Origin of the sequence: Parerythrobacter jejuensis (assembly GCF_039536765.1) — a bacterium.
Classification (GTDB): domain Bacteria; phylum Pseudomonadota; class Alphaproteobacteria; order Sphingomonadales; family Sphingomonadaceae; genus Parerythrobacter; species Parerythrobacter jejuensis.
The window spans coordinates 380,710-403,044 of record NZ_BAAAZF010000001.1; the positions used below are offsets into that span (position 1 = coordinate 380,710).

General features: G+C 60.2%; 18 protein-coding genes. 9 read left to right on the top strand and 9 right to left on the bottom strand.

The window, feature by feature from the left end:
* The first annotated feature begins 7 nt into the window (after positions 1-7).
* Positions 8-1,738, top strand: coding sequence for a tetratricopeptide repeat protein (locus ABD653_RS01815; protein WP_344705255.1), 1,731 nt, complete (start codon positions 8-10; stop codon positions 1,736-1,738).
* Between the two features lie 46 nt (positions 1,739-1,784).
* Positions 1,785-2,753, top strand: coding sequence for a bile acid:sodium symporter family protein (locus tag ABD653_RS01820; RefSeq protein ID WP_160779577.1), 969 nt, complete (start codon positions 1,785-1,787; stop codon positions 2,751-2,753).
* Here ABD653_RS01820 and ABD653_RS01825 read toward each other — a convergent pair.
* The gene (locus tag ABD653_RS01825) at positions 2,734-3,813 is read right to left on the bottom strand and encodes a DUF475 domain-containing protein (protein WP_160779578.1); all 1,080 of its coding nucleotides are present in this window, start codon (positions 3,811-3,813) and stop codon (positions 2,734-2,736) included. The genes ABD653_RS01820 and ABD653_RS01825 overlap by 20 nt on opposite strands.
* Positions 3,814-3,883: 70 nt before the next feature.
* A complete protein-coding gene (panB, locus tag ABD653_RS01830) occupies positions 3,884-4,753 on the bottom strand; it encodes a 3-methyl-2-oxobutanoate hydroxymethyltransferase (RefSeq protein ID WP_160779579.1) in 870 nt (289 codons plus the stop codon).
* A gap of 125 nt (positions 4,754-4,878) precedes the next feature.
* Between panB and ABD653_RS01835 the strand changes: the two genes are divergently transcribed.
* Positions 4,879-6,309: a sodium-dependent transporter gene (locus ABD653_RS01835; RefSeq protein WP_160779580.1), complete on the top strand. Its 1,431-nt coding sequence runs from the start codon at positions 4,879-4,881 to the stop codon at positions 6,307-6,309.
* A gap of 73 nt (positions 6,310-6,382) precedes the next feature.
* Here the strand turns inward: ABD653_RS01835 and ABD653_RS01840 are convergent, their stop codons facing one another.
* Positions 6,383-6,865 (bottom strand): pyridoxamine 5'-phosphate oxidase family protein, encoded by a 483-nt coding sequence (locus tag ABD653_RS01840; protein WP_160779581.1) that lies wholly within the window; start codon positions 6,863-6,865, stop codon positions 6,383-6,385.
* A 119-nt stretch (positions 6,866-6,984) separates the two neighbouring features.
* Here ABD653_RS01840 and ABD653_RS01845 point away from each other — a divergent pair, with 119 nt between their 5' ends.
* Both ABD653_RS01845 and ABD653_RS01850 read left to right on the top strand, forming a co-directional pair.
* Positions 6,985-7,782 carry an ImuA family protein gene (locus ABD653_RS01845; protein WP_234032186.1) on the top strand — a complete coding sequence of 266 codons (798 nt, stop codon included), beginning with the start codon at positions 6,985-6,987 and terminating at the stop codon, positions 7,780-7,782.
* Positions 7,664-9,283: a DUF6504 family protein gene (locus ABD653_RS01850; protein ID WP_160780451.1), complete on the top strand. Its 1,620-nt coding sequence runs from the start codon at positions 7,664-7,666 to the stop codon at positions 9,281-9,283. The genes ABD653_RS01845 and ABD653_RS01850 overlap by 119 nt, the downstream gene beginning before the upstream one ends.
* A gap of 74 nt (positions 9,284-9,357) precedes the next feature.
* Here ABD653_RS01850 and ABD653_RS01855 read toward each other — a convergent pair whose 3' ends face one another.
* The gene (locus ABD653_RS01855; protein ID WP_160779582.1) at positions 9,358-10,077 is read right to left on the bottom strand and encodes a carbonic anhydrase; all 720 of its coding nucleotides are present in this window, start codon (positions 10,075-10,077) and stop codon (positions 9,358-9,360) included.
* Positions 10,078-10,372: 295 nt separating this feature from the next.
* Between ABD653_RS01855 and ABD653_RS01860 the strand changes: the two genes are divergently transcribed.
* The 4 genes from ABD653_RS01860 to ABD653_RS01875 are packed head-to-tail and all read left to right on the top strand — an operon-like array spanning position 10,373 to position 17,355.
* Positions 10,373-11,617: a putative DNA modification/repair radical SAM protein gene (locus ABD653_RS01860; RefSeq protein ID WP_160779583.1), complete on the top strand. Its 1,245-nt coding sequence runs from the start codon at positions 10,373-10,375 to the stop codon at positions 11,615-11,617.
* Positions 11,614-13,047, top strand: coding sequence for a UdgX family uracil-DNA binding protein (locus ABD653_RS01865; RefSeq protein ID WP_160779584.1), 1,434 nt, complete (start codon positions 11,614-11,616; stop codon positions 13,045-13,047). The genes ABD653_RS01860 and ABD653_RS01865 overlap by 4 nt, the downstream gene beginning before the upstream one ends.
* A 1-nt stretch (position 13,048) precedes the next feature.
* Entirely contained in the window at positions 13,049-16,609 is a 3,561-nt protein-coding gene (locus ABD653_RS01870; protein ID WP_160779585.1) for an error-prone DNA polymerase, read from the top strand.
* Positions 16,610-16,626: 17 nt separating this feature from the next.
* Positions 16,627-17,355 (top strand): extensin-like domain-containing protein, encoded by a 729-nt coding sequence (locus tag ABD653_RS01875; protein WP_160779586.1) that lies wholly within the window; start codon positions 16,627-16,629, stop codon positions 17,353-17,355.
* Here ABD653_RS01875 and phoB read toward each other — a convergent pair.
* The 5 genes from phoB to pstC all read right to left on the bottom strand — a co-directional run bounded on the left by phoB (position 17,352) and on the right by pstC (position 22,211).
* The gene (gene phoB, locus ABD653_RS01880; RefSeq protein ID WP_160779587.1) at positions 17,352-18,041 is read right to left on the bottom strand and encodes a phosphate regulon transcriptional regulator PhoB; all 690 of its coding nucleotides are present in this window, start codon (positions 18,039-18,041) and stop codon (positions 17,352-17,354) included. The two genes, ABD653_RS01875 and phoB, sit on opposite strands and share 4 nt — an antisense overlap.
* A 79-nt stretch (positions 18,042-18,120) precedes the next feature.
* Positions 18,121-18,789: a phosphate signaling complex protein PhoU gene (phoU, locus tag ABD653_RS01885; RefSeq protein ID WP_160779588.1), complete on the bottom strand. Its 669-nt coding sequence runs from the start codon at positions 18,787-18,789 to the stop codon at positions 18,121-18,123.
* Positions 18,786-19,556, bottom strand: coding sequence for a phosphate ABC transporter ATP-binding protein PstB (gene pstB / locus ABD653_RS01890; RefSeq protein WP_160780453.1), 771 nt, complete (start codon positions 19,554-19,556; stop codon positions 18,786-18,788). Before pstB ends, phoU begins: the two co-directional genes overlap by 4 nt.
* Before the next feature lie 14 nt (positions 19,557-19,570).
* Positions 19,571-20,833 (bottom strand): phosphate ABC transporter permease PstA, encoded by a 1,263-nt coding sequence (gene pstA / locus ABD653_RS01895; protein WP_160779589.1) that lies wholly within the window; start codon positions 20,831-20,833, stop codon positions 19,571-19,573.
* Positions 20,826-22,211: a phosphate ABC transporter permease subunit PstC gene (gene pstC / locus ABD653_RS01900; protein WP_160779590.1), complete on the bottom strand. Its 1,386-nt coding sequence runs from the start codon at positions 22,209-22,211 to the stop codon at positions 20,826-20,828. The genes pstA and pstC overlap by 8 nt, the downstream gene beginning before the upstream one ends.
* Positions 22,212-22,335: the final 124 nt, after the last annotated feature.

The window sequence follows — 22,335 nt, forward strand, 5'->3', positions numbered from 1 at the left end:
CGCATGCGTGTCGCTTGCAGCCTGCAGTGAGGCAGAGCCGGACGTGCCTCCATTGGAGGGCGCGCTGGCGGCCCTGGAAGAAGGCGATGGTTTCGGGGCAGAGGTGTTACTGCGCGATATGCTCTCCTCGGGAACACCCAAACCGCAGGTTGCTGCCTATCTGGGTGAAGCCGAACTGCTGCAAGGCCAGCCGGTGGAAGCGCGAAGGTGGCTGGGCGAGGGGCAATTCAGCGACGAGACCGCCGGGCGTGGTTTCCATATGCTCGGTCGGCTTGAAATGCGCGAGGGCAATTTGCCCGCAGCCGGTACCGCATTTGACCGTTCCATTGCCTTCACCCCGGACGCGCCGCGGCTCTGGGTCGATATCGGAAGATTGCGCTATCGCGGCGGCGAACAATCGCAGGCGGTCGATGCTGCGGAGAGGGCAGTTGAGCTTGGGCCTGACGATCCGGAAGCGTTGCTCTTTCGTGGGCAACTGGCCCGGGATTCAGAGGGTATGGCGGCCGCATTGCCGTGGTTTGAACAGGCACTGCAGCACAAGCCCGACCAGCTCGACCTGCTCGCCGAATATGCTGCAACGCTGGGGGAGCTCGGGGAGGCACAGGACATGCTGAGCGTCGTTCGGCACATGGCCAACCTAAATCCGGGCTACTTGCGGGGCTACTATTTGCAAGCGGTTGTGGCGGCACGGGCCGGTCAGTTCGATCTCGCGCGCAAGCTCCTTTTCCGCAGCGGCGAGTTCGCAAACGACGCACCGGCGGGAATCATGCTGGCAGGTGTGATTGATCTTGAGACGGGCAATTATGCAAGCGCTGCCCAGGCCTTTGATAAGCTGTTCAGGCAGCAACCTGAGAACCGCCGCGTGCGGGAACTGCTAGCCCGTGCGTTGGCATTGGGGGGTAATCACCGCGAAATGCTACACCGCTTCGGCGAAGCAGCGAAGAAGTCCAGTGCATCCCCATATCTGCGCACCTTGGTCGCGCGATCGCATGAGGCGCTGGGTGACCGGCAAAGCGCCGGGGCCTTGCTTGATGTGGCGGCCAAGAAGCAGAGTGGCAATCTCGTGGCTCTGCGGCCGACGGGCGATTTCGAAAGTGCCGGCACCCGGGATGCCCGCAGCGGCGACGATGCGCTGTCATTGGTTCGGAACTTGATTGTCGAAGGCAATCGCAGCGAAGCGCTACGGGTTGCAGAGGGGTTTCGAGAGCGATTTGACGGGTCTGCCGATGCACTTGCTCTGGCAGGAGATGCAAACCTCGCCGCCCGCAGGGTCAGCAGGGCAATGTCGCTGTACCGGCAATCCGCTCGCATTCGGCAGCCATGGCCCTTGGCGCGGCGGCAATATGCAGCAATGAAGTCAAGCGGTGACACAAACGCAGCGATTGCATTGCTGCAACGTCATTTGCAGGGGCATCCATCAGCAGTCGAGCCGACGGTGATCCTGGCACGCGCACAGTATGATCGTGGCAACCTGCCACGTGCCGCTCTGCTGTTGGACCAGGCCCTGGCGTTTGGCGGTGACCGAGATCCAGAAGTACTGGCGCTCAGGGCGGTGACAGCTATGCGGATGGGTGACGATGCCCTGGCACAGCGGATTGCGCAGAGGGCGATGGCCTTGCAGCCGACAAATCCAGTCTCGCTGCAGGCTCTGGCCATGGTCAGTGGTGAGGCGGAATCTCAGGCCTTGATGGCCAAGCTGGGCAATCTTGGCGGAGCTGTGGCAGTCGCCAATCGCTAGCGACCTTTTGCTCGACTCGCGAAGCGTGTGAGGGCAGGGCGCGCGAATGCGATCTTTGGTATCCGCCATTTTTGACCCGATGATACGGGTGCTTCTTATTGCCACCGGCCTGGCCGTGATCCTGCCTGCAACCGGGGATGCGCGCGGCGTGGTTCAGACAATCTCGAACTTCGCGATCTTTGTGCTTTTTCTCGTCAACGGAATGCGGATTGCCCGCGCAGATATCTTCAAGGGCTTCACCAATTGGCACTTCTTCCTACCGCTCGGCATCTGGGTGTTCGGAGTGATGGCCATGGCAGGGCTTGGCTTTTCGATGTTGGCCCAGAACGGGCTGCCACCGCTTATCGCCCTTGGCTTCCTCTATCTGGGCACCTTGCCGTCGACGATCCAGTCGGCAACATCTTACACCACGATTGCAGGTGGGAATGTTGCTCTGTCTGTGATCGGTGCTGCCCTTATCAATATTGCGGGTGTGTTCATCACAGCACCGCTGTTCGGGTTCTTGGGCGGGGGAGCTGTCGCGGATACGGGCCCGGATGTGATCGTCCGGATCGCGTTGCTTCTCGTTTTGCCCTTTGTCATCGGACAGGCAGTGCAGGGTTGGACCTTCGATTGGATCAAGCAACGCCGGGACCGGATTGTCTGGCTCGATAGGATCGTTATCGCGATTGCTGTCTATGTGGCTTTTTCAGGGGCCGTAGAACAAGGCATAGGTCGAGACCTATCCCTTACCGGCATGGCGTGGTTGGTCGGCCTGACCATCGCGTTTCTGTTGGTTGCGAATGCGGGGGCATGGCTTGCCTCGGCGGCACTTGGCCTGAAACTGGGCGACAGGATCGCCTTCTTGTTTGCAGGGAGCCAGAAAAGTGTCGCCATCGGGGCTCCGCTGGCAGCGCTGCTGTTTCCGCCAGAGGCCGCAGGTTTCGTCATTGCGCCCTTGCTGCTTTATCACTTGCTGCAGCTGATGATCGCGGCGCCTGTGTCGAGCAGGTTGGCTAGTTTGGCTCGGAATTGACGGGCGTATCATCGCCGCGTGCTGCTACGCGATTGTGCCGGATTGACCACCACAAGGACAAGCCGATCAGAACGGCGCCTATCAGGCCGGTGATAGTTTCCGGAATGTGGATATTGGCCGAGAGCAACATGATAACACCGAGCACAATGATCGCCCAGAATGCCCCGTGCTCCAGATAGCGATACTGGGCGAGCGTACCTTGTTCGACCAAGTGGATTGTCATCGAGCGTACAAACATGGCACCCACCGACAGGCCCAGTGCAATGATGATCATGTTGTTAGACAGTGCAAACGCTCCGATCACACCGTCGAAGCTGAAAGACGCATCGAGAACTTCCAGATAGAGAAAGCCGCCCAGGCCGGAGCGGACAATCTCGCCCGCAGCCTTCTTGCGGGCTTCGCGCTGCTCGATAATCGCGCCTAGGGCGTTGACGCCGATATAGGTCACGAGGCCAAGAATGGCAGCCGTAAGGAAGACTAGCGAGTCAGCTTCTGTGAGCGTCGTCGAGATCCCGTAGACCAGTGCCAGCACAAAGCCGATTTCTATGGCCGGCACGCTGGAGAAGCGATTGATGACGCGCTCTATGGACGCGATCCAGTGCACGTCCTTGTCTGCGCTGAAGAAGAAGGAAAGGCCGACCATGGCCAGAAAAGCCCCGCCAAAGCCTGCAATGCCGAGATGGGCATCGGAGACGATACGTTCATACTCTTCAGGCTCGTTCAGCGAGAGCGTAACTGCTTCGACCGGCCCCAAATTTGCGGCAATGGCGACAATGGCGATCGGGAAGACAATCCGCATGCCGAATACGGCAATAAGGATGCCGATCGTCAAGAACCGCCGCTGCCAGACCGGGTCCATTTCTCGCAAGACGGTTGCGTTGACCACTGCATTGTCGAAGCTGAGCGACACTTCGAGGATAGAGAGCACGAATACGATCCACAGGATCGACAGCGTGCCGACGAGGGTTCCCGTGCTGGCCCAGCCGTACCAGCCCGCGAGAATGAAACAGATCGCGGTAAAAACCAGCGAGAAGGTGTAAAAGCGCAGCAGCGTTGCCATGAAAGACCCTGTTTTCGATTGTCGCGCCCGCTAGGCGATCCGCGTTGTGCCTGCAAGCAGCCTTGTGGCCCTATTTGGGTTGGTAGGTCTGGTCTTCGGTCGGGAAGCTCCGCTCCCTGACTTCTTGTGCATATTTCTGAGCGGTCTGTTCGATAGTCTCGGCGATATTGCCGTACTTCTTCACAAAGCGCGGCACCCGCTCGAACATGCCGAGCATATCCTCGGTCACCAGCACCTGTCCGTCACATTGGGCTGATGCGCCAATCCCTATCGTGGGCGCCGCCACTGCCTGCGTTGCCGCGATTGCTATGGGCTCAACGACCCCTTCGATAACGATGGAGAAGGCACCCGCTTCGTCAAGGGCCTTCGCATCGCCAACGATCTTGTCGGCCTCCGCATCGCTCCTGCCACGGGCAGCATAGCCGCCCAGGACATTCACCGCTTGCGGCGTAAGGCCAACATGACCCATGACAGGAATACCGCGCTGGCTCAGGAAGGCGACGGTTTCGGCCATCGCCTCACCCCCTTCGAGCTTTACTGCCGCTGCACCACTTTCCTTGAGTAGGAAGGACGCGCTCTCGAAGGCTTTTTGGGGCGATTCTTCATAGCTGCCGAACGGCATGTCGACGACAACGACGGCGTGATAGCTGCCTCTCACGACAGCTGCGGCGTGATCGGCCATCATGCGCAAGGTGACCGGAATCGTCGATGGCAATCCATAGATCACCTGCCCCAGCGAATCCCCGACCAGCAGCAAATCGCAATGGGAATCGAGCAATTGCGCCTGCCGCGCGGTGTAGGCTGTGAGCATGACCAGCGGCGTCTCGGTCTCGCCGTCTTTCTTCCGCGCCCGGATCCTGGGCACCGTCAGCCGCTTCATCGGGGCAGGCGTCGGATTTGCACGGCTTGTGCTCGTATCGAGCTGGAAGGTCGTAGACATGAGCCACCGATTAGCGGTGTGAGCGGGCAAAGGCAAAGCTTGCCCCTTGGCGGGGGCGGATTTTCCATGCAGAAGGGCCGCCTGTTTGGCGCGGGGGGCCGCGCGGTGAGAGGGCTTTTTCTGATATGGTTGCCACTACGGGTTCTGATGGCGTTACGCCGCGCGAAGGCTGGTCCTCGCGTTCGGCCTTCATTCTTGCTGCGGTCGGCTCTGCCGTTGGGCTCGGCAATATGTGGCGCTTCCCTGCAGAGGCAGGGGCCAATGGCGGCGGCGCGTTTGTGCTGTTCTACATTTTTTGTGTCGTCCTGATCGGCCTTCCGATCCTGCTTTCGGAGACTTTGATCGGTCGCCACGGGCAAGCATCCGCGCCTGAGAGCGTGCGCAAGATCGCGGCGGAATCGGGCAAGTCGTCACATTGGGACACTTTGGCCTCTTTCGGAGTGACCGGTGCATTCATTGTGCTGAGTTTCTACTGCGTCGTCGGTGGCTGGGTGCTGTATTATGTCGGCGTTTTTGCCAGCGATCTGGTGGCCACGGGGCTGACCGGAGGTGCGTTCGAAGGTCGTCCGGCCGAAGATGTGGAAGCATTGTTGCCGGGCTTGTTTGGCAATGCAGGCCTGATGGTGGGGCTGCACGCCCTGTTCATCGCCATCACGTTCTATTTCGTTTCGCGCGGCGTCTCGAGCGGGATCGAATGGGTGGCAACCTGGCTGATGCCAGCGTTTTTCTTCCTGTTCCTGGCAATCACGATTTATGGTGCCTTCACCGGGGCTTTCAGCGAAGCGGTGGCGTATTTGTTTACCTTCGATGCTTCAAAGCTGACCGGGCCTGTCATGCTGGCGGCGGTAGGGCAGGCGTTTTTCTCCCTGTCGCTCGGCGTTGCGGGCATGATGACTTACGGTGCCTATGTCGGCCGTGATGTGAACCTGGCGGGCACGTCAGGGATCATTGCCGGGGCGGATACCGCCGTTGCCCTGATTGCGGGTCTGGCGATTTTCCCGATTGTATTTGCCGCCGGGCTGGAGCCGAATGCAGGCCCTGGCCTGATGTTCCAGTCCTTGCCGATCGGCTTCCAGAATATGCCGTTTGGTTCGCTGGTCGGGCTGCTGTTCTTCGTGATGGTGTTCTTCGCGGCGCTGACCAGCTCGGTCTCACTGATGGAAGCGCCGACAGCGTGGTTGAAGGAGAAGGCCAATCTTGGACGTCCGGTCGCAACGCTTATCGTGACAGTGGCAGCAGCGCTGCTCGGGGTCCTGGCGGCGCTTTCGTTTAACACCATGTCAGACTTCCAGCCTCTGGGCTTCCTGCCTTTGTTTGAAGGGCAGGGCATGTTCGATGTGCTGGACACTGTGACCAGCAAAATCCTGATGCCAGTCGGCGCGATCCTTACGGCGGTGTTCGTGGGCTGGATAGCAGAGCGGCGTTTGATTGATTCCGAGAATGGCTTGAGTGGTCCGCTGGAGAGATTCTGGCTGTTTCTTGTCCGCTGGCTGTGTCCGGCTGCACTCACTGTGATCCTGATCGTGGGGATCTTCCCCTCGATCCTGGGCGAGTAGATCAGCCTATCCGATAGCAAAAGGGCCGCCCATGAAGGCGGCCCTTTCTATTTCGGCGCGTGTTTGGCTTGGTTTAGAGTGCGGTTTCGACGTGTTCTTCGCGGGCTTCGTCGCGTACATCTTTGCCCATCAGCATCTTTGCCGTAGCCATGATGCCCAGATCGCTGTTCCAGATTTCGGCATTGCCCAAATCCATTCGCAGCATGATCAGATTGGGATCATCTTTCCCGCCAGGGAACCAGGCTTCGACCACTTTGCTCCACTGCTTCTCCAGCCGCTCACGGCTGTTTTCGCGGGCCAGTGTACCTTCGATCCGGGCAAAAATGCTGTGATCCTTTCCGGCAAAGGTCGCAACGGCGGGGCCCATTTGGGCGAGGTCATGATCCTTGGTCGTGAAGAACCAGATTGCGCTGTCGGCGTCCTTGTCCAGCTGCGCCGTCATGACGACGGCATCGTCGCGTGCATCCGTGCGTTCGAGGAACACGAAGGGCGAATCGGCGAGTGCGTGCCAGAATTTGGCTTTAAGTTCGTCGGCGTTGCCTTGGTTGTAATTCATATTGGGGGTCTCCTTCTTCGCCTAACCAACGGGTCGAGAAGGAAATTTGTTCCGAGAGACAGGAGCATTGCGTCCCAATCGAATATGGAACATAAATAGAACATGCGATTCTACTGACTATGGCAAAGCAAAATCTCTCACCCGCGCTCCCGACTTTGGGAAGCGCCGATATCGCCGCGCTTTCGGCTGCGCGAAGCAGTCGCTGGCGCCCGGGCCTTGCACAGCAAGGGCACTTCGCACGCCATAGCGAGGTTTTTGCCAATGGACGCGAAGCAAGCGGGGCGGGGCTGGCGCTTGCGCTGGCGTTGGATGAACTACGGTCCCGGAGGGCTGGCGCAAGCGCCGAGGCGGAGGACCGTCGCGCAATCCTGTGGGTTCAGGATCGCGCTGCGGTCAGGCTCAACGGCAGACCTTATCGCCCGGGCTTGCCTGAAGAAATCCGCCATCGGGTGATCCATGTGATGGCCAACAAGCCTAAAGATGCCCTGTTCGCGTTGGAGGAGGGGTTGCGTTGCCGCGATCTTGCCTGCGTGATCGGGGAACTCGCGGGCAATCCCAAACCGCTCGATTTCACTGCTTCGCGGCGCCTTAGCCTTACCGCAGAAAAGCATGGCGTGCCCTTGTGGCTGGTGCGGCACGATGCCGGGCGTGACCTTTCCTCGGCACGGTTGCGGTGGGAAGCCCATAGCGCCGTGTCCGCGAAGCCGGACTGGAATGGGCAAGCCCCCGGTGTACCTGGCTGGCAGGCCGAACTGTTCCGGGCTCGCAGCCACGCTCCCGGCAAATGGACAATGCATGATGACGGCACAGGACTTGTCGCCAGACCTGCGGCCCACAGGGAAAGGCCAAACGCCGCCACGGCGAATCCTTTCCATCTGGTGCGCGCGTCTCGCGATCGATCGCTGGCGGCTTGCTGAAGGCGCGCTGCGCGGGGAAGGGGTGGATGCCGACCCGCTGGCGCTGATCACCGAGACTGCCCATGGCCCACGGATCGATGCGGCCAATGATGCAGGTGCCGCAGCCGGCGCTCGCAAAGGCATGATGCTGGCCGATGCGCGGACATTGTGCCCTGAACTTAAAGTCGCCCCCAGTGATGCGGCGGGAGATATCGATGCGCTGGAGAAGCTGGCAGAGTGGGCCCAGCGATGGGGGCCGTGGTCTGCGCTCGATCCGCCTGACGGGGTACTCGTCGATGTGACGGCGGTTGCGCATCTGTTTGGCGGCGAAGCCAGGTTGCTATCCGATGCCCAGGCCATGTTTGCCAAACGCGGTGTCACGGCGTGTTTTGCCATTGCGCCCACTGCCGGTGCCGCCTGGGCGCTGTCCCATTTCGGCCCGCCATGCAGCATCCTGTCGAGCGATGACGATATGGAGGCGCGCCTGTCCGAATTGCCGGTCGCTGCTCTGCGGCTTGACGAGGATGTGATCACCATCCTGCGACGGCTCGGCCTCAAGACACTCGGTGAACTGGGCAAGGTCGAGCATGAGGGAGGCGGCCGCGATGCAATCATGCGGCGTTTCCGCAACCGTCGGTCACCCGCAGCCAATCCACTTGTGCGGATGGACCAGTTGCTGGGCAAAATTCCCGAGCCGCTATTGCCCGTGGTCCCGCACGAAATGCCACTGGTGCAGCGCCGTCTGGCCGAACCCATCCGGCATCGGGACCTGCTGGACCAGGTGCTCCGCGATCTTGCCGCCGATCTGGCGCGGGAATTGGAGGGGAAGGGCGAAGGCGCGCGCAGGCTGGAGCTGGGATTGTGGCGGGTCGATGGCGAGGTGACAGTCCGGCGGCTTGAACTGTCTGCAGCGACACGCGCGGCGGAGCATATGTGCCGCCTGTTTGCCGAGAAGCTTGATGATGTCGATGCCGGCTTCGGGATCGAGACTGTGCGCCTGCGTGCCAGCTGGGCAGAGCCGCTTGCACTTGCGCAAGGTGATATCGAAGCCGCAGCTGAAGAACACGGAACATCCCTTGCAGCCTGTATTGACCGGCTGACCACCCGGCTTGGCCCGCGTGCCGTGCGTCGGCCAATTCCGTTTGGCAGCCACATTCCGGAGCGTGCACAACGCTGGCAACCTCCGTTGGAGCCTCCGCCTGCGGCACAGGAAGAGCTGCGTTTCCATGCCCGCCCGCTCAAACTGCTCGACCGGGCCGAACCGATCGCGGTCCTTTATGCGACGCCTGACGGATATCCCCGCCGTTTCCGGTGGCGGGGCGAAGTGCACGAAGTGGTGCGGGTAGAGGGGCCGGAGCGGATCGCGCCGGAATGGTGGCGTGAACGCTCCACCGTGCGGTTGCGCGATTATTATCGTATCGAAGATGATCGGGGCCGCCGTTACTGGATCTATCGCCACGGCCTGATCGGTGATGGTCGAGGTGGCTTGCCGGACTGGTACTTGCAGGGGCTATGCGCCTGAATATCCAGTTGTTGGAAACAGAAAAGGCGCGCCTCTGCGAGACGCGCCTCCTCAGTGCTAGATTTTTGGAGGCCTTACTCCGGCGCAACCAGCAAGCGGCCACCAAGCGGCTGCACCGTGCGGGCGCTGTCACCCAAGAGCTCGTACAAGGCTGCAATCTGCTCTGCACTGGCAGTCATCGTGGACTTGGACACATGCCAATTAACGCCTTCGCTGCAGGGCGGTGTCGTAAGCGAGCCCATGTAACGGAACACCGATACGTCATCAGGCAGCATGTCGTTCACGTCGAAGGAAACAGCGGTGCCATTGCCTGAACCGGCAGCGTCAATCACGCTTTGCAGTGCGCCATTGGCTTCGCCTTCTTCGAACATGATACCCAGCACGCCCAGTTCACCACCTTCGGTAGCATGGACGAAGTGGCCGACTAGCGGGTGACGTTCACCGTTGATCGCATGCTCGGCCGGGGTGTGGAAATGAACCTGGACCAGGCCGAATGCCTTATCGCCCGAGGTCATACCCATGCCGGGCTGGAAATCGACCTGCACCTTCTCATCGCCAAGGGCGATAGCACCGGTGGTCTGGCCGTAATTGGTGGAAACTTTGACATTGCCGATGGCATTGGCATTGCCAAGATCGATCGGCGACTGGGTCAGGCCTGCATCGCATAGTGCATAAGCGCTGTTGACGGTGGACCAACGCTCGGGCGTGGTGCCATCACCGAAATTCCAGTCTTTTTGTGCTAAGGCGGGGGTGGCAGCCAGCGAGGCGACGGCCAGAAAAGCAAGGGTTTTCATATCCAACTCCTGAACTTGCGTGGCGCGTTCAGCTATGCTGCGGCGCGCCTCGCGAAATATAGTGGCAACCCTGTTTGAAATTGCGGGCCACCTGTTGCGATACGTCCGACATCACGAATGCTTTTGCATTCGCCAGAGGGGCCCGGTCCGTGCAGCTATTACGGTCTGCCAGCGATCTGGTTCCTGCCAAGGCCGTAAACTGTACGAGATAGTTCACATGAGGCGGTACTGACTGGCGCAATGAGTTGCAGAGTTTGCACTAGATGAAAAGTGTGATGGAACATATACAGAACATATGCCTCATCAGACGATTCTGCAAAAGCTTGAGATCCTTGCCGACGCGGCGAAGTATGATGCTTCCTGCGCCTCCTCCGGCACGGCGAAGAAGAATTCGCTGGGCGGGAAAGGTATGGGCTCGACCGAGGGTATGGGAATCTGCCACGCCTATGCGCCTGATGGCCGGTGCATCAGCCTGCTGAAGGTGCTGCTGACCAATCACTGCATTTTCGATTGCCATTATTGCATCAACCGCAAGAGCAGCAATGTCCGCCGCGCGCGCTTTACGCCTCAGGAAGTCGCGGACCTGACTCTGAGCTTCTACAAACGCAATTACATCGAGGGACTGTTCCTCTCCTCCGGCATCATCAAGAGCTCCAACCATACGATGGAGCAGATGGTGGAAACAGCGCGGATCCTGCGCGAGGAGCATGATTTTCGCGGCTATATTCACCTGAAGACCATTCCCGAGGCTGATCCGGAATTAATCCGGCAGGCCGGCCTTTACGCCGACCGTCTGTCGATCAATGTGGAGCTGCCAACCGATGCGGGCCTCACACGGCTCGCGCCGGACAAGGATGCGCGCCAGATCGAAGGGGCCATGGGTGGCACCAAGATGGCGATTGTAGAGGCCAAGGATGCGAAGAAGCGCTTCAAACACGCGCCGCGTTTTGCCCCGGCAGGCCAGTCGACCCAGATGATTGTCGGCGCGGATGCTGCCAGCGATGCCGATATCGTTGGCAAGGCAAGCCGTCTGTATGACAATTTCCGCCTGCGACGGGTCTACTATTCGGCTTTCAGCCCGATTCCTGATGCCAGCGCGGTGCTGCCTTTGAAGCGTCCGCCGCTGATTCGTGAGCACCGGCTTTACCAGTCCGACTGGCTGATGCGGTTTTATGGCTATCAACCGGGTGAGATCATGCAGGCGACGGGAGCGGACGGGAACTTGCCGCTGGACATCGATCCCAAGCTGGCCTGGGCCCTGAAATTCCGGGAACAGTTCCCGGTTGATGTGCAGCGTGCGAGCAAGGAGCAATTGCTGCGCGTGCCGGGGCTGGGTGTGAAGGCGGTGAGCAGGATCCTGATTGCCCGACGGCACCGGACGTTGCGGCTTGATGATATCGCCAAGCTGACGGTGTCTCTCGGCAAAATCCGCCCTTTCATTGTGACGTGTGACTGGCGCCCGACGCTGCTGACGGACCGTGCGGACCTGCGCCGCCTGCTGGCTCCCAAGCAGGAGCAACTGGAGCTGTTTGCGGCATGACCACGATGCAGAATGTCCGCCTCGGCGCCTATTACGCAGTGCATATCCCGCGTCCGGACGATTTTGCTTTCTGGCGGGAGCGGGCGCGGATGCTGGTGCAATGCGATGTGCCGCCAGACCGGGTCGCGTGGACCGAGCCCGGCAGTTCTGGCGATCTGTTTGCAGGCGGCGATACCCGCTTGCCGGTGCCGGATAGGGATGCGCGGCCGATCCGGGCCAGCAAACGCTTCCTGAGTCTGGCAAGGAATGCTGTCCTGCATTCCGATTCGGAGCGGTTTGCGCTGCTCTATCGTCTCGTCTGGCGCCAGCAAACGCAGCCGCGGATCACGGAAGACAAGACCGATCCCGATGTGCGCAAGCTGGAGGAGCTGGACAAGAATGTGCGGCGTGACAGCCACAAGATGCATGCCTTTGTCCGCTTCCGGCAGGTGAAGGAGCAGGATGGCGAAGAGCATTATGTCGCATGGTTCGAGCCCGACCATCATATCCTGCGCGCCAATGCCGGCTTTTTCAAACGCCGTTTCGCCAATATGCGCTGGTCGATCCTGACCCCGCGCGGCACGCTGCATTGGGATGGCAGCACAATGCGCGAAGGTCCTCCGGCGCAAAAAGGCGATGCGCCGCAGGGCGATCCGGCGGAGGATCTGTGGAAGACTTACTACGCCTCCATCTTCAACCCGGCACGGCTGAAAGTGGGCGCAATGCTTTCCGAAATGCCCAAGAAGTATTGGAAGAACTTGCCCGAAGCCTCTCTTATTCCAGACCTTATTGCTGGGGCGCAGTCGCGTGAAGCGATGATGGTCGCGGCCGGGGAGCGCGCTGCTTCGGACCGGCCGGAAACGCTGGAGGCGATTGACCGTGCGATCCACCAGTGTCGCCAATGCCCGATTGGTGGGCTCGATAACCAGGCAGTGATGGGTGAGGGCCCTGCCGGGGCCGCCCTGATGATCGTGGGTGAGCAGCCGGGTGATCAGGAAGACCGGGCGGGTCGACCTTTTGTCGGGCCTGCCGGGCAGCTGCTTGATCGTTATATCGAGCAAGCAGGGATCGAGCGGCGCAGCGCCTATGTCACCAATGCCGTAAAGCACTTCAAATTTGTGCAGCGTGGCAAGCGGCGGCTGCACCAGTCCCCGACAGCGAAGGAAATCGACACTTGCCGGTGGTGGCTCGAGAGCGAGCGCGCTCTGGTGCAACCGAAGATCGTCCTGGCGCTGGGGGCAAGTGCGGCGCGCGGGATACTCGGCAAGACGGTGAGCATGGCCAAGGTTCGCGGTGCCCCGATCCCGCTGGAGGATGGCAGCGAATTATGGGTCACGGCGCATCCAGCTTACCTGCTCAGGCTGGATGGCGCGGCGCATGAGGAGCAAGCGGCTTTGTTCGCGCGCGATCTTGCTGCAGTGAAGAAGCGATTGGCGGGGTTGGAGGCGTGAGATGCCCGACGCACCGCTCACGCCAGACAAGCGCCGGATCGAGATCGATCCCGATGCGATAGAGCCCCCACCGCGCGCGCCCTTTGTCGAGCTCGGGCTGCTCAGTTGTTTCAGCTTCCTGCGCGGGGCGAGCGACGCGGTGGACTTGGTTCTGGCAGCGCATCTGGCAGGCTATGATGCAATCGGGATTGCCGATGCCAACACCATGGCCGGGGTGGTGCGCATTCATACCGAGGCGACAACGCTCAAGCTGCGTCCGGTGATCGGGACGCGGATAGAGACGGTGGAGGGGTTGGCCTTCCTCGCCTATCCTCGCGATCGTGCAGCTTATGGCCGTCTATGCCGCCTGATCAGCGCAGGCCGAATGGCGAAGCTGGACGGCCAATGGCAGGACAAGGGGCAGTGCGACATCTCGCTCTCCATGTTGGCCGGGCATAGCGAGGGCGTGCAATTGATCCTGCTCCCCCCGCGTGACCTGTCCGCCATGTTCACCATCGAACATACGGGCAATGTGGTGGGTCTGGACGGGGCGGCGCTGCAAGAGACAGTGACAGCTACGTTGCCGGACCTGCTTGCGTATCTGGTGCAGGCGCTTCCGACGCTGCGTCACCTCGCTGCCAGCTACCTCCATATGGGTGACGATATCGCCCGGATAGACCGGCTCGACTCTCTGGCCACAGACAATGGGCTGGGCCTGCTGGCGACGAATGACGTGCATTACCATGTGCCCGAGCGCCGCCCCTTGCAGGATGTGATGACCGCGATCCGTCACAAGACGACCGTCGCACGGGCAGGCCATCTGCTCCACGGCAATGGTGAGCGGTATCTGAAATCACCCGAAGTGATGGTGCATCTGTTTGCCCGCTGGCCCCATGCGATCACGGCAGCGCGCGAAGTCGCCGATGCGTGTCGCTTCAGCCTGGATGAGCTGCGCTACGAGTACCCGCAAGAGATATATCCTGACGGCATGACGCCACAGCAATATCTTGAAAAAGAGACGTTTTGTGGTGCGGAATGGCGCTATCCCACCGGCGTCCCTGTGATCGTGCGGGATACTCTGAAACGGGAATTGGCGTTGATCGCAAAGCTCGATCTGGCGCGCTATTTCCTCACCATCAAGGATATCGTCGACTTTGCCCGCAACGATGTCGATCCGCCGATCCTGTGCCAAGGGCGGGGCAGTGCGGCCAATTCGGCGGTATGTTTCTGCCTTGGCATCACCAGTGTCGATCCAGCCAAGCACCAGCTGCTGTTCGACCGCTTCATTTCGGAGGAGCGCAAGGAACCGCCCGATATCGATGTCGATTTCGAGCATGAGCGGCGCGAAGAGGTGATCCAGCACATTTACGCCAAATATGGGCGCCATCGGGCCGGGCTGACTGCAACAGTGATCCACTATCGCCCGCGTATGGCAATCCGCGAAGTCGGCAAGGCGATGGGTTTGAGCGAGGATGTGACATCCGCTCTGTCGCGTACGGTGTGGGGCGGTCACGGGCGCGAGATAGGGGAAACCCATGTGGCGGAAACCGGCATGGATTTGGCCGATCCACAGTTGAAACGCGTATTGAATCTCACCCAGCAAATGATTGGAATGCCAAGGCATTTGTCCCAGCACGTCGGGGGCTTCATCCTGACAGAGGGCGCGCTGACGGAAACGGTGCCGATCGGGAATGGCGCTATGCCGGATCGCAGTTTCATCGAATGGGACAAGGATGATATCGAAGCGCTCGGCATCCTGAAAGTCGATGTGCTGGCATTGGGGATGCTTACCTGCATCAAGAAATGCCTTGATCTGCTTGAAAATCATCATGAAAGGCAACTCGATCTTGCCACCGTCCCGCGCGAGGATCCGGAAACCTATGCGATGCTGCGCAAGGGGGATTCGCTGGGTGTTTTCCAGGTAGAAAGCCGAGCGCAGATGAACATGCTGCCGCGTTTGCGCCCGCGTGAATTCTACGACTTGGTGATCCAGGTGGCGATTGTTCGTCCTGGCCCGATCCAGGGCGACATGGTGCATCCCTACTTGAAGCGGCGCAGGGGAGCAGAGAAGGTCGTGATACCGGCCCCGAGCCCCGAATATGGGCCGCCTGACGAACTCTCCTCTATTCTCGAACGCACGCTGGGGGTCCCGATCTTCCAGGAACAGGCGATGAAGATCGCACTGGATGCGGCCAAATTCTCCTCATTGGAGGCAAATCGCCTGCGCAAGGCAATGGCGACGTTCCGCAGTCGCGGGATGGTGGATGAATTGCAGGATATGATGGTCGAGCGGATGGTGACGCGCGGCTACGAGCGCGATTTTGCCGAGCGGTGCTTCAACCAGATCCGCGGCTTTGGCGAATATGGCTTTCCGGAAAGCCATGCGGCCAGCTTTGCGCATCTGGTGTATGTGTCGAGCTGGCTCAAATGCCATTTCCCGGCGGCCTTCGCCTGTGGCCTGCTCAATTCACAACCGATGGGGTTCTATGCGCCCGCCCAGATCGTGCGCGATGCGGCCGAGCACGGGGTGCAGGTGCTGCCGGCGGACGTCAATGAGTCGCAGTGGGACTGCACGCTGGAGGAGGTCTCTGCGCCGACACGTCAGCAAGGCGAGGAGGGCCGGCTCGACACCCATATCGCCTTGCGGCTTGGCCTGCGGCAGGTTGACGGGTTTCCCGAGCATATCGCGGCGCAGATGGTTGCCGAACGCGAGGACAATGGAGCCTTCGCGGACGTCAGGGCGCTGCGTGATCGTGCCGGTATCAGTCCCGCCCATGCCGAACGGCTTGCCAGTGCCGATTGCTTCACCTCGATGGGGTTGCCGCGCAGGCAGGCGTTGTGGGATGCCCGCAGCCTGGTTGCAGGGCCGGACCTGCCGCTGTTCCGCGCCGCTGCAGAGCGTGATGAAGGGGCAGAGCGTAAACAGACGATGCTCCCCGCCATGCCACTCTCCGAAGAGGTTGTGGCCGATTACCAGACCACGCGGCTCAGCCTGAAAGCCCATCCGATGGCGTTTCTGCGCCCTGAACTGGCCCAGCGAGGCTTTGTGCGTGCCTGCGACCTGCGCGACCGCAAGATGCGGAGCATGGTGCAAGTCGCCGGTGTGGTTCTGATCCGGCAGCGACCCGGCAGCGCCAAGGGTGTCTGTTTCATCACGCTGGAGGATGAAACCGGCGTGGTAAACCTAGTCGTGTGGCCGGACCTGAAGGAAAAACAGCGCAAAGTCGTGATGGGATCACGCCTGATGGAAGTGCGCGGGCGAGTGGAGTATGATGACGAAGTGATCCATGTCATCGCCCATCATATGACCGATGCGACCCATCAACTGGCCAAGTTATCCGACGATATGATGCCGACCCCGATCGCCCGGGCCGATCACGTCAATAATCCCCTGCCGGACAAGCACAGCACGCCCGGCAGAAAGCAGGCCGTCGCAGATACCCCCTATCAGCCGATTGAGCCATGGCAGGAAGGGCCGGCAGATACCAAGATCCGCCCGCGCGAACTGATCGATGAATTGCCACCATCGAGGGGGCATCCGCGCAATGCCCGGATCATTCCCAAATCACGAGATTTTCATTGAGCAAGCGGCCGCCAAAGTTGAACTGGAGCATCCGTCGCAGCATCGGGAAACTGCGCTGGGATCGCTACGCCTTGCTAGCCCTATTGTGCTTCGCCGCTGCCATCGGGGGCTGGAACTGGCTACAGGACAACCCCGGCTCGAACCCCTGGGCCCCTCTCGACCTGCGCGATCCCCCGGGTTGGGCAACAGAACGCAAACTAGTCAGCCTGCGTGAGAATCCTGCCCAATGCCGCGCTGTTCTGGAACGCAGCGCTGTTGCCTTCTCCACACTCCCATCGGCAGGCGAAGGCCCATGTCGCCGCGCCGATCCGACGCGTCTCGAACAATTCCCGTTCACGCCTTCATCCCCGGCGACAAGTTGCGCAGTGGCTGCTGGATTGGAAATCTGGCTGGAACAGGGTGTTCAACCCGCGGCCAGAGAGATTTACGGCCAGAAAGTCGCGGGAATAGAGCATCTTGGAGCCTATAATTGCAGGCGTATCTACGGCGCGGATGAAGGGCCGTGGAGCGAACATGCCACTGCTAATGCCATCGATATCGCGGCGTTTGTGCTGGAGGATGGCAGCCGTATCAGCCTGCTCAATAACTGGGATGATCAGGACGACGACGCGAAGTTTCTAAGGCGCGGGCGCGACACAGCATGCGATGTGTTCGGAACGGTCTTGTCGCCCGACTATAACGCTGCCCACCGTGACCATTTCCACTTCGACCAGAAGGGATGGGGTTTTGGCGGGGCCTGCCGCTAGGTCGCTTCCAGCCCATACCCGGCAGAGCGCACGGTGCGGATCGGATCTTTCGCCCCTTCCATCTCGATCGCCTTACGCAGCCGGCGGATATGCACGTCCACGGTACGCAATTCGATATCGCTGCCTGTGCCCCACACACCATCGAGCAATTGTCCGCGACTGAACACTCGTCCCGGGCTTTCCATAAAGAACTTGAGCAGACGATACTCCGTAGGCCCCAATTGTAGGACCGTTCCGCGCCGGCTGACCTTGTGGGCAACCGGATCGAGCATGATGTCGCCGACTTGCACAGATTCCCCGGCCAGCGCGGGGCGAATGCGCCGCATGACTGCAGCGACCCGTGCCAGCAACTCGCGCGGGCTGAAGGGTTTGGTCACATAGTCATCAGCACCGGTATCGAGGCCCCTGATCCGGTCATCCTCTGCCTCGCGGGCGGTGAGCATGATGATCGGAACATGCGCTGTGTGCTTGTCGCGGCGCAGACGACGGCAAACCTCTATGCCGCTGGTCCCTTCGATCATCCAATCAAGCAGGATCAGGTCGGGCAACTCCTCACTCGCCAAGAGCAGGGCTTCATCACCATCCGCGGTAACCCGCACCTGATACCCTTCGTTGGTGAAACGATATTCAAGCAGCTCTGACAGAGCCGGATCATCCTCTACCAGAAGGAGCTTTGCTGAAGGCACGTCTACCACTCCGCAACGTTAGCGTCGGGACGAGTAGTATGGCAATGATGGGTCAGATTTGTTTCAAGCCTGACAATTTTTAGTCATCGTCAGGGGGATAATCGCCGGTCGCGGCGAAATGCACCATTTCTGCCACATTGGTCGCATGATCACCGATCCGTTCGATGTTCTTGGCCACGAACAGCAGTTGCGCGGCGCTCGAAATGGTGGCCGGATTCTCCACCATGTGGCTGACAAGGTTGCGGAAGATGCTGTTGTAAAAGGCATCGACCTTCTCGTCTGTCGCGATCACTTCGAGTGCCAGGACAGGGTCGCGCGCCGAGTACGCGGTCAGCACGTCATGAACCATTTCGGTTGCGATATCGGCCATGGCCGGCAGCAAGGTCAGCGGTTCAAAGCGGTCGCGACCTTCGACCTTGCCGACCCGCTTTGCGATGTTCTTCGAATAGTCGCCAATCCGCTCCACAACACCGGCAATCTTCAAAGCTGCGATCACTTCGCGCAGATCGTCTGCCATGGGCGCGCGCAGGGCGATGATGCGGACCGCCAGCTTGTCGACCTCTGATTCCAGGACGTCGATTTCCTTGTCACGACGGACCACTTCGCGGGCCATATCCTGATCGCCCGAAATCAGCGCCTCGAGTGAGTTCTGCAAGGCGACTTCGGATAGGCCGCCCATCTCTGCAATCAGCCCGCGCAGACGCGTGATGTCCTCGTCGAAGGCTTTGACTGTGTGTTCGTTGTTCATCCGTAGCGGCCAGTTATGTAATCCTTGGTGCGTTCTTCCAAGGGGTTGGTGAAGATTTCGCTGGTCGGGCCATATTCTACCATCGTGCCCAGATGGAAAAATGCGGTCCGCTGTGAAACGCGCGCAGCCTGCTGCATGGAGTGGGTGACAATAACGATAGCATATTTGCCGGTAAGTTCGGCAATCAGCTCTTCGATCTTTGCCGTGGCAATCGGATCCAGTGCGGAGCAGGGCTCGTCCATAAGGATCACTTCCGGATCGACAGCGATGGCGCGCGCGATGCACAGGCGCTGTTGCTGGCCGCCCGACAATGCTGTGCCCGATTCAGTCAGTCGATCCTTGACCTCGTTCCACAAGCCGGCGCGTTGCAGGGATCGCTCGACGATCTCGTCCAGCTCACCTTTGCCCTCCGCCAGGCCGTGAATGCTGGGGCCATAGGCGATGTTGTCATAGATCGATTTGGGGAAGGGGTTGGGCTTCTGGAACACCATCCCGACCCGGGCCCTGAGCTGAACGACATCCATCTTGCTGGAATAGATATCCTCTCCCTCCAGCTCGATCGTACCTTCCACTCGCGCGGTCGGAATCGTATCGTTCATGCGGTTGAGGGTGCGCAGAAAAGTGGATTTGCCACAACCCGACGGGCCGATGAAGGCGGTCACAAACTCAGCCGGGATGTCGATCGACACATCGTCGATGGCCATCTTGTCACCGTAGAAGACAGACACGCCTTGCGTCCGCATCTTCGGATTGGTGGGGGTTTCCATTTCGTGGATGACTGTCACCAGCTTTTCTCGAATTTGTTGCGCAGGTAGATTGCGAGGCCGTTCATCAGCAGGAGGAACAGCAGTAGCACGATAATGGCGGCACTGGTCCGCTCTATAAAGCCGCGGTCGATCTCGTCGGACCACAGGAAGATTTGCACCGGCAGGACAGTCGCGGGGGATGTGAACCCGTCAGGCGGCGTCGCGACGAAAGCGCGCATCCCGATCATCAGCAATGGCGCTGTCTCGCCCAGAGCCCGGGCCATGCCGATAATTGTCCCAGTGAGAATGCCTGGCAAAGCCAATGGGAGAACGTGGTGAAACACGACCTGTACGGGGGATGCACCCACAGCGAGCGCACCGTCACGGATCGAGGGCGGAACCGCCTTGATCGCATTCCTGCCTGATATGACGATCACGGGCATTGTCATCAGGGCCAGCGTCATGCCGCCAATAATCGGTGCCGAGCGGAAATTGGGGAACATCCACAGGAACACTGCAAGGCCAAGCAAACCGAAAATGATCGAGGGAACCGCAGCCAAATTGTTGATCGAAACCTCGAGCACATCGGTCCAGCGGTTCTTGGGGGCGTATTCCTCAAGATACAGGGCCGCCAACACGCCGATCGGGAAAGCGAGGAGCAAGGTAACGATCATGGTCAGGATCGAGCCCTTGAGCGCGCCCCATATACCCACTTGTTGGGGGTCGGTGGCGTCAGAGCGGGTCAGGAACCCGAAGTCGAAATTGCTTTCGAGGTGGCCGTTGGCTTGCAACTGCTCGGCCAATTGCTGGATTTCGGGCGAACCCTCTCCGTTTACTCCTTGCGCAAGATCGCCGGACGCCGCGAGCCAGAAGGTCGTTTCTTCACTTAGGAGAGCGGGGTTCGCGATGACCCGGTCAGCGACTTCACGCCAGCCCTCGGCACTGATCTGTTGCGCCCCTTCCGCTCCCAAAGACTGCTCTGCCGCGAACGAGACAACGTCAGGCAGACCCTGAAGCTCCAGCGACTGGACGGCGTTGGGAAGGGCGAGGGTGTTGGAATCTCCGCTGATACCCGATTCAGCCAGGTTGACCGTAACGCGCAGCTCATCGCGCTGGAAACCCGCGACGCCATTGTAGAGCATGTTCCCGAGCAGGACGACGAGGACCATCACCGAGAAGGTGATTGCCGCGAGCCCCAGGAACTTGAACCGCTTCTCCGCAGAATAGCGTTCGGCCAGCCTTTTCTCGAAAGCCGCCTTGCGCTTTTCTGCATCGGGTGAGGGTGCAGTGTTATTCATAGGCTTCACGGAACCGCTTGACGACGCGCAGCGCGAAGAAATTCAGCGCGAGGGTCACCATGAAAAGGACAAGCCCGAGCGCGAAGGCACTTAGGGTGGCGGGGTGATCGAAACTGCCTTCGCCGGTCAGCTGGGCAACGATCTGGACGGTCACGGTTGTCATGGCCTCCAATGGATTGGCGGTCAGGTTTGCAGCGGTTGACGCTGCCATCACAACGATCATGGTTTCGCCAATCGCACGGCTGATGGCGAGCATGACGCCGGCAACAATTCCGGGCAGGGCGGCAGGAACCAGAACGCGCTTGATCGTCTCCGACTTGGTTGCGCCCATAGCCAGGCTGCCATCACGCATAGCCTGCGGTACGGCGGCAATACTGTCGTCAGCCATCGAAGAAACGAACGGAATGATCATTACGCCCATGACCAAACCTGCGGCCAGCGCGCTCTCGCTCGACGCGTTGGAAATCCCCAAAGATAGAGCAAGGTCACGAATGAAGGGGGCCACTGTCAGCGCGGCGAAATATCCATAGACGACCGTCGGGACACCGGCGAGAATTTCCAGGGCCGGTTTCAGCCACCGACGCCAGGTCGGGCTGGCATATTGGGTCAGGTAGATCGCGCTCATCAGGCCAAGCGGGATAGCCACGATCATCGCAATGATCGCACCGATGAAGATCGTGCCCCAAAACAGCGGGATCGCGCCATAGCGATCGCCTTGCGGTGCTTCGGGATTGGCCATCGGGTCCGGATTCCAGTGGGTTCCGAACAGAAAATCGATCGGCGAGACCATGCCGAAGAAGCGGATCGTTTCGAAGATCAGGCTGGCGAGGATGCCAAAAGTCGTCAGGATCGCGACAAGCGAAGCTAGCAGCAGGATCGCCATGACGGCCCGTTCCACCCTGACGCGCGCCGTAAATTGCGGATTGAGCCTTGTGTAAGACCAGATCCCCGTGATCAGCGACATCGCCAAAGCGAGGCCGCCGCCCATAATGTTGTAGCGCGTTATCGCATCGCGGAATGGCTCGACCAGTTCAGCCGCAGCCGGATTGAAGACGCTGGTGGCATTGCCCAGCGCGACCGCCTTGGCCTCGGCCAGAATAGCATCACGCTGGAAACCGAATTGCGGCAAGGCTTCGGCAGCACTGCTGGCGAGAACCGATTGGAGAATCAGAGCTGGCGAAAATGTCGCCCAGATGACCGCAAACAAAAGCAGGGGGATCCCCACCCACAAGGCAACATACCACGCGTGGTAAGTCGGGCGGGCCACAACGCGTTTCTCTTCCGAAGCACGCAGGAAGCTCCAAGCGCGTGCCCGGCCAGCCAGCCAGCCAGCCAGACCAAGGCCCAGCGCTAGCAGGATGAGGAAGACTGGCGACATGTCTTAGGTTCGATTCCGATTTGGCGTGTGTGCAGTCGGTGAAAGCCGGATCAGGCTTGCGGTTTTTTGCCCCGTAGCGTTGCTCTGGCGAGAGAACAAGGAACGGCACCGCGTTGCTGAAGAT